We start from the raw sequence: 9121 nt of genomic DNA on the forward strand, positions 1-9121 counted from the left end.
TCCTTCCTACTTGGTTTGATCTCTGTTTGATTTGAATTGTTCCGCTTCGGCTTTGTGGAACAGAACTCGTCCGCCGAATCGCTCATTCCTTGGCGCCGTCCCCGACTCTAGCCAGTTGTAAATGGCTTGGCGGCTCACATCCAAAAGGGCGGCCAGTTCGGTGATGGAAAGCATTTCGTTATTATTCAATGACATATCATTTTGTCTTTACACGGTGTCAATTAACTCTTGCGCGAACAGTTTCAACTTGGCATTATGTCAACACTGAGTCAATCAATAATTTGCATGGAGGCAATATGTACGACTGGAAACTTGAGACTGACCACACGACTTACGAAGGCCGCTCAAAGACGCTCTGCGATGCTCTTGAACACATGGTGAAGTATGCGAACGGAAAAACCGAGCGAGACTTCCATGTGAACGGCCATCACATGAACGAAGAGTTCGGCCTTTGGATCGACGGCGGAAAAGTCATCCACGACAATGGCGAAGAATTTGTGCCAATGAATGAGTGGTATGCCAGGCTTGGGGGTGGAATGCCACCCATGACTGAGGCTGACGTGCTTGCGGAAGTTTTCTCGACTGTTGCCAGTGCTTTCCGGCCGCAACCTTCGCGTGGGTCGGCTCCGACAAATCCTGCCACGTTGAATGCCAGAGGAGAGGGCGTGTGAGCGGGCTCACGCCTGGCCCATGGTTGGGAATAGCCGCAAACGGCGGCGGCCCAACGATCAAGGTCGGTAGCAAATGGATGCGTGCCACACCAGCGGATGTGGCTGCAATGAAAGCCTCGCCCGAAATGTTAGAAGCATTGAAGGCGGCCAAAGAGCTGGTTGAATGGTTTATGCAACACAGCAGGCAAGCCGACCATGCTCACGAGGAGCTCGGGCAATCACTGCACGAAACTACTGGATGGAAAGAACTGGTTGACAGCGGTTACAACGGTTTAATGGCTTCATATGGTGAGCAATTCGATGCTGCCATCGCGAAAGCCGCCGGCACGGTGGCAGCATGACCCGCTGGCTCATCTTCGCCGCCATCCTGACGGCAACTCCCACCATCACTGACATGATCGTGGATTACCAATTTCGCCATCAAGTCGAACAGCATCCCGATCAGAACATCGGATACTCGAAGCATGATCGTGAGGGCTTGGAGCGATTGATCGAAGACGCGAAAACCAAAGCCGCGCCCGAAAGGTCCATCCGCATGTCGAAGACTCACAAAGCCGCCGTGCTGGCTGATGTATGGGGAATCACACCGGAAGATTTGGACAAGCCATCGGACATTTTTGGAAGGGGGAGATGAGGTATTTTTACACCGATCCGCTCGCGGCCGCGTGGATGTCGAAGCACTTTGGGATGCGGTTTGTTTACCCGAACGGCCACTCTGCCGACCTCAACCACGACATGTCGTGCAATTGGCAATTGAATTACACGCGGTGGTATATCTGCGACGACAGCCTTCACTTGCTGAAACGGCAGGTTAGCGATTTGGTGCGATTGCAATGGCTCGATGACAGCATTTCGGTTCGTGAGTGGGAAGAAATTGATTCCTGTACGGAGGAAGGGCTTGATCGCGATGTGCGTGTCCGGCCAATCGTCATTCAACGAAACGGAATGGCTTTCCATTCGCCAGAGGTTGAGCCATGACCCGCTGGCAGATCGTTTCCATCGTCGTTTTCAGCGTTGCATGCATCTGCGTCGACGCGCTGCTGAACGACCAGAGAATGGCGACTTGGCACCCGTCACCGCACTCGTCAACTCCAGACCAAGACGTCCTTGAACACTTTTACGGAGCAAGCCGATGAACCAGCCAATCGCCGTCTTCATCACCGAGGAAAGTGTCTACGGGAGAATCTATCGTCCGGCAAACCGTATCGCCGTACAGCTCGCGGGGATTGCAGGGAGCAGCACGCTTTCCGAGGATCACCTTCATTACATCCGTGCATTGGGGTTCGGGATTTCAGAACCCAACGGCCAGCCAATCCCTCATCCGAGGGCGAAGGTGGACGTGGCACCATGAGGTTTGACATCCTCCACAAGCGGCGCTAAGTTGGACGCGGCTCATCGGTGCTTCAACACCCTGAGCCGCTAACCACAAACGCATGGAGGTGCGAATGGCTAAAAACGACAAAAGCACATTTTTCGAGATACTTCAAGAACGCAACAGCCTTAAAGGCATCAAGCGTTCCAGAAACCACCGGCCAAGCATGCCCTGCCAATACGAAGAATGCAATGGCTGGGCATGGGCGCAAGGCTTTTGCGGATCTCATTACCATAAAATGCGACGCGAAGGATTGCTCCCGGTCAAGAGAATCCACAACGATCCATTTCGCCGTTACTATTCCAAGATTGAGGTCAATCCTGTCTCTCTTTGCTGGGAATGGCAGGGGTTCATTCATCCCTCTGGCTATGCGATCATGGGGATTGGCGGGAATGGACGCGGATTGAAAGTCCATCGGTTTGCCTACCAGCTTTTTTACGGCGAAATTCCTCCGAAGATGCAAGTCATGCACGCTTGCGACAATCGCCGTTGCTCAAACCCGGCCCATATCTCGCTCGGGACCGCGAAGGAAAACAGGCAGGACGCAGCAAGGAAGGGAAGGCTTCCCAGCAAGTGCAAGCATCTCACGCCTCAAATGATTGCTTCGCTTCGTGTCCTGTATGCCCAGGGAAATCATTCGATTTCAGAACTTGCCTGGATTTATGGAATCGATCAAGACACTGCTCGGGATATCGTCAGAGGACGGACGCATTTGGAGGTATGAATAACCTCTGGAACGGTGCAACTAACCCGTGGCAAGGACACGGGCAATAGACTGTGTCTCCTAATTCTGATCCATCTCCGCTTCCTCCCCCGTTCCCCTCTCCGTACTTTACCTTCGGATTTCCCTCTTCCAAACCCGAGTTTTCATGGACAGCCCTGTTGCCCGCGTCCGTCTCCGACCCGTCCTTGCCGTCATGGCGATGGGCTGCATGACGCTTTTTCTGGTTGTTCCCCTCGTGGTCGCATTGGCCGCCTTGCTCTTCGCTCCCGCAGAAGTGTCCGTATGGGTCGCCCCTCTCGCGGTCTTGTTCGTCGGGTTCATCGGTTACGCGATGTCGTCCAGTGTCCAGTGGGTCGAGTTGGATGCCGACACGCTCCGGTGGCGGGGGTTGCTTACCCGGAGGTTTCACGAGAAACCGGTCAGCGAACTGGTCGATGCCCTGCCACTCCACTCCCAACTGATGGGGTCGCTGGAGAATGCGATCATGGACGCCATGTTGAAGACATCCAATCGGGGATACGAACTGCGATTCCGTGACGTAACGAAGCTGGGGCTTGTCCGGGGGGGACATGGCCGGACTGGATGACTTCCTGGGGGCGCTGGCGAAAGAAATCGCCCGTCAGCGCGGTGGGTGAGTTGTCTGACTTGAAGTCAAAGCAGCATCGGCTGTCATCATGCTTCTGCATGCGGCGACAGAACTATCAAGAAAAAAGCCCGCCCAGCATGAGCGGGCGGGCTTCATCGGGAAGTCGGATGCTCAACGGCTCAACAGCCGCAAGCGGCCGCGCTATTCTTGCTTTGCTCGCGAAACTCTTTTGAGTTCATCTTCAAGTGAACGTGCTCGTCCACTTTTGCCACGTTCGACAGCGAAACGAAGTGGTGTTGACCGTCCGGGCTGTCTTTTCGGGTCAGCTTGAGCGCCGATCCTTCAACGTCGTCCACCACCCCAACCTTCGATCCGCACGACGCGATGACGTCCATCTTCGGCTGGATCGCCCCCACGCCCTTGTCCGGGGTGGCCAGGCCGACTTTCTCCTTCACAAATTCGGCGGCGTGGTTGACTCCCGTGGCAACCGCCTGGACGGCGTCCCCCGCCTTGTCAGCGACGGTGTGTCCGGCTTTGAGGACGGTATCTTTAATGTTCGACATGGTAATTCTCCATTTTGGTGGGCGAAAGCATGTGTAAAGGTAGCAAACAACATGCCGACTTCATGCGGGATGGTGGTTCCCGGTCGAATCACGTCCGCACTTGGAAACTAATGAAGCCGCGAAACATCTTCGCGGCCTCAACGAGCACATTGTTTTGAGTGGAAAATTTACCTCGCCATTGGAATTCGCTCCATCACCTCGCGGAATCGCTCCAAGTCCTCCTCCAGTTGCCGCTGCGGATTTTCTCCAAACAGCCATGCAACGGCCGTTCCCAACTTGCCAGCCGGCGGGTCGTACTTCAGCGCCACCCGCACTTCCGTGCCCTGCTCCCCCGGCAAAGAGGTGAAATGCACTGAACCGGCCGTATCGACATCAGAGCCGCTGAGCGACTTCCACGCGATCAGGCGACCCGGTTCGTCGGCGGTGATTTTGGCTTCCCACCGCACCTGAAGCCCAAGCGGCCCTTTGGCCGTCCACCGGGATTCGCCATTGTTCGTGGTGTCAACGTCGATGAGGTGCGTCATGACCTTCGGCAGGTTCTCGAAGTCACGCCAGAAATCGTACACATCGATGGCGGGCTTCTTGACGACGATGGACGCGTCCGCACGGTTTCCATGTCCGGCGGCGATCACCGAGTTCTTGGCCGTGGCGTCCGAGGTGCTGACGCCCAGAACCTGCGAGACCGGGCAATGCCCCGTCGTTCCCCGGTACAGGAGGAACCCACCGAGCAATGTCGGGAGCAATCGCCCGTTCGATAGCCCGTAGGCGGCCAGCGTGGCGCCTCCGAGGGTGGAGAGCCATCGCTCAGTGCTACTCACGTTGGTGCGCAGTTCGGGAAGGCGTTCCACCGCTGAACCGACGGCTGATTGTTGACTGGCGAGTGATTTGGCGGCGACGGCGAGTATGGTGGAGGCCATGAAGATTGCACTTTGTGTTAAAAGACAGAATATCCGGGTTGGACGATGCAATCAGCATGCCGGAGCCCGTCGTCGTCGAAAATGAGTCCAGGTAAAGTGATAATCGGGCTTCCAGCGCGCGCCCGGAAAATTTCTTGGGAGTCAGCTGAATGACTAATGATGCGGCTGGGGTCACCAAAACCGGCGGGTTCCCTTATTTTGTTCTCCACCACCTTCAGCAGAAGTTCCAACCGACCCTACTCCGCAAGCTGTTTACTCGATTTTGACGGCCTTCTTTTCTTCACTGGCGCCAGTCTTGGATTTCGTGTTGACCAAGCCATGGATTTTGGGATCATCCTCAAGGACAGGCGTCGTGTCGGTCAAAAGCGCCTTGCCCGCCTCGATCAGGTATTTGAGGCCGCTGGCGCCGCTGTTGTCCCAATATTCGCCGGACTTGACATCCACCCGCAACAAAACGATTTCGGGGTCGACCTTTCCTGCGGGGAACCAAACTTCCCATTCCGGCTTCCACATTCTGGCCACCCGCTCCCGGTCTTCGACTGGTGAAGCCTTGCCGGAAAGGGAAACGAACTTCGTGGCTGACTGCATGGTCACCGAAACGTGTTTGTCCTCGGAGATTTCCTGCATCTTTCCGGAATGACGGCCTGAAATGAACCAAAGCGTTCCGTCCGATTCGATTTCGGCCACTTGCATCGGCCTGCCGTGGAGTTTGTTGGCGCCAACGCGGGTGACCAGCATGGCCGTGTTGAACTCCTGAATCAGTTCCCGGAGTTTATCTTCTGGTGTGATCGACATGAACGGCTCTCGCATGCTTACGGGTTTGTCATCGTCAGGGTGGCCAAAGAGATGATGTTGCAAATGCCACGCCAGATTCCTCGTGTTGACCTGCTGATGGTTCAGTTGGCTGACTTACCCCTCAAAACAGGGTCGGCTGGCGTAGGATGTTCGCCACGGCCTTCCGCATCCGGTCGAGTTGTTCGCGTTGGGTGTGCTCGTGCGGGAATTTCGCTTCTGGTAATCGCTTGAGCAGAAAGCCGATGGCCGCCGTCCTGGCCTCGGCATGCGTCTCGAACAGTTCATCCCATATCGAAGGTGCGTCGCTGAAACCTTGGGTGGGTGTCTCGAAGCTGGAGCCAAAAGCGTAAACCCCGTTCGCCGTCCCGATGCTGACGACCGCCTTGTACCCGTCCCGGTCGTAAAGGATTTCTTCCTCGCGTCCGGTGAAAACCCCCTGGGCGTTGATCGCGTCACCCCAGAGGGCTTTTAGTTCGGCTTGTGCCTGTTCGTCCCGCCAGTAGTGCGGGTGGTTTTCGCGGATGTTGTCGGATTGCTCGATGAGGTCGTGGGCGGTCATGCCAGCGTGCCGGTCATGAAGAGTGGCAAATCAGCCCAGTGAGGTGGTTTTTTAGGCTCGTCGGTTCGAGCAACAAGATGCGGTTCGCATCCGATCACACCACTTGCCCAAGTGATTATGGCGTTAGCCTCGGCCAAGGAAATACGCGCCGAATGTGTAAACCCTCCATTCGTCCAAGGTTTCGCAAGACGCGTTGCGGACTGGATGACCTCTTCACCCGCCGCCCGCAAAGCCTCTTCACGAGACTGATGGCGCTCATCCCATACCGCCAGGCCGGACAACCATGTGCCATCTTCCAGCTCCACGATGCCGAACTGTGCGTGGATGCTGCAGTATCGTCCGTCCAGCTTGTGCCATTCACTTTGCCAGGGAGCAAAGTGGGAGCCGTCCTGCCATACTCCGTATTCACCTTTGGCGGTGCGGGGATATCCGTTGGCGGCGGGATTGATGGGCAAAGTCTTCTGGTGCGTTTTCATGGGCAATCCATTTGGAACCGGTTGTTCATGGTGGTCATGCGCCCAGAGCGAGTTGCAATTCATCCACAAGTTTGATCCTCTCGCCGAGCCATCGCATACAGGGAACTGCCATAGAGTTTCCGAGGGCTTTGTAACGGTTTCCGTCAGCGGCTGGTTTGCCTCGAAACGGAATTAGCGTGTAGTCATCGGAAAATCCTTGAAGTCTTTCGCATTCCCGTGGGGTTACTCGGCGAACTTGCATTCTTCGCAACAAGGTAGGCGCCCTGTTGCTCCCGCTGTCTGCGGCACCCAGCGTAGGTGAAACGTGCTGGTCGTAACCAATCCCACCGGCTGCCGCCCCCTGGCCTCCCTTGAAGCACGCAACAGCATGGATGTCGTGCGCGCCGATGGTCGGGTATGGATCGCCTGGCTCGCCAACGCCGAAGCCATTGGCGCTGCCGTCATCTTTCCGTCCATCTCCCCCGCCTTGGTGTCTGGTTGCCTTGTCCTGGATGGGGATGGCAAGGTATGACTGCTGCTTCATTCCGGGCTGGGCGGCAAGAGCGCCAACACTGTAGCCATCTCCGCCGATTAACCGCACCTCATCGCGGGTGTTCTGGGCAAAGGCAACCGGAACCAGTGGTGTTCCCCGGCCAGTTCCATCCTCGCTTGCATCGAAGCCTTCTCCCCGAAGAGAATGCGTGACCAAGGTATCCGTGCAATCGCTATCAACTCCTTTCGCGCAGCGTGCGGTTAAGGTGCTGGCAATCAGGCCGCCATCACACTCGAAATCGGTTCCGAGTCCGCCGCCCGCCGAAGTGCGGCTTGCAAGGGAGCCGGTAACAATTTGCCCCTTTTGTCGGCTCGGCGTAATATCCCCAAGCAGGCTTTCACGCTCAAAAAGTACTGCTGCGGGAGGTCGCCAGTCTCCAAGATATCCGACAACGAACACACGGCGGCGGCGCTGTGGCACTCCGAAATGTTGAGCGTCAAGAACCCGGTAGGCGAACCCATACCCGCATTCCGCCAGCCCTCCGAGGAAGGCAGCAAAAGCCCGTCCTTTGTCCTGTGACAGGACACCGGGGACATTTTCCCAAACCAGCCAGCGGGGCTGAAGCCTCTGAGCCAGCCGAATAAATTCAAGTGTGAGGTTGCCGCGTTCGTCAGCAAAGCCCTGGCGAAGTCCGGCGACTGAGAAGGCTTGGCAGGGGGTTCCTCCGACAAGAAGGTCAATTGGGTCATAGGTGTCCTTTCTAATGGTGGTGAAATCCCCGTGACACGGCACCGATGGATAATGGTGCTGGAGAACGGCACGGGGGAAGTTGTCGATTTCCGAGAAGAAGGCCGGTTTCCACCCGAGGGGATGCCAAGCAACTGTTGCGGCTTCTATGCCGGAACAGACTGAGCCGTACCTCATGCCTCAAGCCCTTCCACGCTCAAAGTCGACCATGTGATCCCGTCGTTGCAGTCATGTTGCTGCTTAACCCGTTTGAGCAGTTTCCATGCTTGTGACTCGTCAAGGCCGGGGCGTACCTGGAGCACGTCTTCCACACTCCAAATAATGGCGATCTGTTTTCGCTTCGCAAGGATTGCGTGTATGTCAAGCGGAGTAGATTTTTTTGAGTTGCTCGTCATGCTGCAAGCCCTTTCGCTTCAGGCTTCCGCATCGTCAACACCACGGTGTTGATGTTCGTACCGCTCTCCGAAAAGGAACCGACGGGTAAATCTGACCATTGCCCCTTGAGTAACCCGTGGTCGTAACGCGCCGTAGCTGGCAGGATCGCCGTCAGCGTGCCTCCGGGTTTCAGGAACTCGAAAGCGTGCTCAACGTGTTTCGCGTAATGGCGGCCGTAGAACGGCGGGTTCATAATCACCCTTGAAAAATCGCCAGTCGGAATGGTTTCGAGGAAGTTCGCAAGCATGACGCGGTGACCTTTGGCTCTTGCCTGTGCGGCGCGGCCGGGGTCAACCTCGAAGCCGATCACCTCGGCTTTTGTTTTGCGAAGGGCATCCATGAACCGACCGCAGCCGCACGACGGCTCCAGAACCCGTTCACCTTCGCGGATGTAAAGATCGCTCAGAACCTTTTCGACCACCGCCGCCGGGGTCGGGTAATACTGCAGGTCTTTGGAAACCGCCGTGCTCGCCCGCTGTTGATCGGGCTTTTCATCGGAGCAGTCCGCCAGCACATCCTCATAAAACTCGGCAAGGGCGAGGTTGATGTCGCGGAGTGCGTCCGGTTCAAAAAACAAGTGGCCGTTGCCGTTATCGAACCGGCGAAGGCGAACTCCTCTCGCTCGCACATTTACTTTTTCGGGCGTGCTGTATTTGCTATAGCTCCTTTCGATCTCCTTATCCTCAAGCAAAGCGTTTTCATCGTTGAATAGCGCCCAAATCTCCATGCGCTCCGTCATGGGCTTTCGCTGGTAGGCCGCTAAATAGGTCCCGCCCTGCCCGAAAGTATCGGTGATTTTAGACA

16 protein-coding genes are annotated in these 9121 nt (G+C 56.3%); 7 read left to right on the forward strand and 9 right to left on the reverse strand.

Features of this window, described 5'->3' with window-relative positions:
• Positions 1-6: 6 nt before the first annotated feature.
• The gene (locus BGIM_RS68340) at positions 7-195 is read right to left on the reverse strand and encodes a helix-turn-helix transcriptional regulator (protein ID WP_020471503.1); all 189 of its coding nucleotides are present in this window, start codon (positions 193-195) and stop codon (positions 7-9) included.
• Between BGIM_RS68340 and BGIM_RS0119980 the strand changes: the two genes are divergently transcribed.
• From BGIM_RS0119980 to BGIM_RS0120010, 7 genes are all read left to right on the forward strand, one after another.
• Entirely contained in the window at positions 189-671 is a 483-nt protein-coding gene (locus BGIM_RS0119980; RefSeq protein WP_238537681.1) for a hypothetical protein, read from the forward strand. The two genes, BGIM_RS68340 and BGIM_RS0119980, sit on opposite strands and share 7 nt — an antisense overlap.
• Positions 668-1012 carry a hypothetical protein gene (locus BGIM_RS0119985; protein WP_020471505.1) on the forward strand — a complete coding sequence of 115 codons (345 nt, stop codon included), beginning with the start codon at positions 668-670 and terminating at the stop codon, positions 1010-1012. Before BGIM_RS0119980 ends, BGIM_RS0119985 begins: the two co-directional genes overlap by 4 nt.
• Positions 1009-1305, forward strand: coding sequence for a hypothetical protein (locus BGIM_RS0119990; protein WP_020471506.1), 297 nt, complete (start codon positions 1009-1011; stop codon positions 1303-1305). The genes BGIM_RS0119985 and BGIM_RS0119990 overlap by 4 nt, the downstream gene beginning before the upstream one ends.
• Complete coding sequence (locus BGIM_RS0119995) at positions 1302-1649, forward strand: hypothetical protein (RefSeq protein ID WP_020471507.1); 348 nt, start codon at positions 1302-1304, stop codon at positions 1647-1649. Before BGIM_RS0119990 ends, BGIM_RS0119995 begins: the two co-directional genes overlap by 4 nt.
• Positions 1650-1803: 154 nt before the next feature.
• Positions 1804-2022: a hypothetical protein gene (locus tag BGIM_RS0120000; RefSeq protein WP_020471508.1), complete on the forward strand. Its 219-nt coding sequence runs from the start codon at positions 1804-1806 to the stop codon at positions 2020-2022.
• A 94-nt stretch (positions 2023-2116) separates the two neighbouring features.
• A complete protein-coding gene (locus tag BGIM_RS57885; protein ID WP_020471509.1) occupies positions 2117-2767 on the forward strand; it encodes an HNH endonuclease signature motif containing protein in 651 nt (216 codons plus the stop codon).
• Positions 2768-2912: 145 nt separating this feature from the next.
• Positions 2913-3353, forward strand: coding sequence for a hypothetical protein (locus tag BGIM_RS0120010; RefSeq protein WP_020471510.1), 441 nt, complete (start codon positions 2913-2915; stop codon positions 3351-3353).
• A gap of 179 nt (positions 3354-3532) precedes the next feature.
• On the opposite strand, the gene BGIM_RS0120015 is transcribed toward BGIM_RS0120010, so the two are convergent.
• The 8 genes from BGIM_RS0120015 to BGIM_RS51430 all read right to left on the reverse strand — a co-directional run.
• Positions 3533-3916 (reverse strand): DUF2171 domain-containing protein, encoded by a 384-nt coding sequence (locus tag BGIM_RS0120015; protein ID WP_020471511.1) that lies wholly within the window; start codon positions 3914-3916, stop codon positions 3533-3535.
• A 167-nt stretch (positions 3917-4083) separates the two neighbouring features.
• Positions 4084-4833: an SRPBCC family protein gene (locus BGIM_RS0120020; RefSeq protein WP_020471512.1), complete on the reverse strand. Its 750-nt coding sequence runs from the start codon at positions 4831-4833 to the stop codon at positions 4084-4086.
• A 17-nt stretch (positions 4834-4850) separates the two neighbouring features.
• Positions 4851-5063, reverse strand: a complete 213-nt coding sequence (locus BGIM_RS63125) for a hypothetical protein (RefSeq protein ID WP_020471513.1) — start codon at positions 5061-5063, stop codon at positions 4851-4853.
• A gap of 22 nt (positions 5064-5085) precedes the next feature.
• Positions 5086-5628: a pyridoxamine 5'-phosphate oxidase family protein gene (locus tag BGIM_RS51425; protein ID WP_020471514.1), complete on the reverse strand. Its 543-nt coding sequence runs from the start codon at positions 5626-5628 to the stop codon at positions 5086-5088.
• A 121-nt stretch (positions 5629-5749) separates the two neighbouring features.
• A complete protein-coding gene (locus tag BGIM_RS0120030) occupies positions 5750-6187 on the reverse strand; it encodes a hypothetical protein (RefSeq protein WP_020471515.1) in 438 nt (145 codons plus the stop codon).
• Positions 6184-6663: a hypothetical protein gene (locus BGIM_RS0120035; RefSeq protein ID WP_020471516.1), complete on the reverse strand. Its 480-nt coding sequence runs from the start codon at positions 6661-6663 to the stop codon at positions 6184-6186. Before BGIM_RS0120035 ends, BGIM_RS0120030 begins: the two co-directional genes overlap by 4 nt.
• Before the next feature lie 34 nt (positions 6664-6697).
• A complete protein-coding gene (dcm, locus tag BGIM_RS0120040; protein ID WP_020471517.1) occupies positions 6698-8059 on the reverse strand; it encodes a DNA (cytosine-5-)-methyltransferase in 1362 nt (453 codons plus the stop codon).
• A 214-nt stretch (positions 8060-8273) separates the two neighbouring features.
• Positions 8274-9121 (reverse strand): DUF6094 domain-containing protein (locus BGIM_RS51430; RefSeq protein ID WP_157369312.1); only part of this gene is annotated, 848 nt, incomplete at its 5' end.

This window comes from Zavarzinella formosa DSM 19928 (assembly GCF_000255705.1).
Classification (GTDB): Bacteria; Planctomycetota; Planctomycetia; order Gemmatales; family Gemmataceae; genus Zavarzinella; species Zavarzinella formosa.

Excerpts from the sequence above, each read along its gene's own strand:
- BGIM_RS0120000 (WP_020471508.1), top strand. The coding sequence starts at position 1,804 with ATGAACCAGCCAATCGCCGTCTTCATCACCGAGGAAAGTGTCTACGGG.
- BGIM_RS0119990 (WP_020471506.1), top strand. The coding sequence starts at position 1,009 with ATGACCCGCTGGCTCATCTTCGCCGCCATCCTGACGGCAACTCCCACC.
- BGIM_RS0120030 (WP_020471515.1), bottom strand. The coding sequence starts at position 6,187 with ATGACCGCCCACGACCTCATCGAGCAATCCGACAACATCCGCGAAAAC.
- BGIM_RS51425 (WP_020471514.1), bottom strand. The coding sequence starts at position 5,628 with ATGTCGATCACACCAGAAGATAAACTCCGGGAACTGATTCAGGAGTTC.
- BGIM_RS57885 (WP_020471509.1), top strand. The coding sequence starts at position 2,117 with ATGGCTAAAAACGACAAAAGCACATTTTTCGAGATACTTCAAGAACGC.
- BGIM_RS0120020 (WP_020471512.1), bottom strand. The coding sequence starts at position 4,833 with ATGGCCTCCACCATACTCGCCGTCGCCGCCAAATCACTCGCCAGTCAA.
- dcm (WP_020471517.1), bottom strand. The coding sequence starts at position 8,059 with ATGAGGTACGGCTCAGTCTGTTCCGGCATAGAAGCCGCAACAGTTGCT.
- BGIM_RS0120010 (WP_020471510.1), top strand. The coding sequence starts at position 2,913 with ATGGACAGCCCTGTTGCCCGCGTCCGTCTCCGACCCGTCCTTGCCGTC.
- BGIM_RS68340 (WP_020471503.1), bottom strand. The coding sequence starts at position 195 with ATGTCATTGAATAATAACGAAATGCTTTCCATCACCGAACTGGCCGCC.
- BGIM_RS0119980 (WP_238537681.1), top strand. The coding sequence starts at position 189 with ATGACATATCATTTTGTCTTTACACGGTGTCAATTAACTCTTGCGCGA.
- BGIM_RS0119995 (WP_020471507.1), top strand. The coding sequence starts at position 1,302 with ATGAGGTATTTTTACACCGATCCGCTCGCGGCCGCGTGGATGTCGAAG.
- BGIM_RS0120015 (WP_020471511.1), bottom strand. The coding sequence starts at position 3,916 with ATGTCGAACATTAAAGATACCGTCCTCAAAGCCGGACACACCGTCGCT.
- BGIM_RS0120035 (WP_020471516.1), bottom strand. The coding sequence starts at position 6,663 with ATGAAAACGCACCAGAAGACTTTGCCCATCAATCCCGCCGCCAACGGA.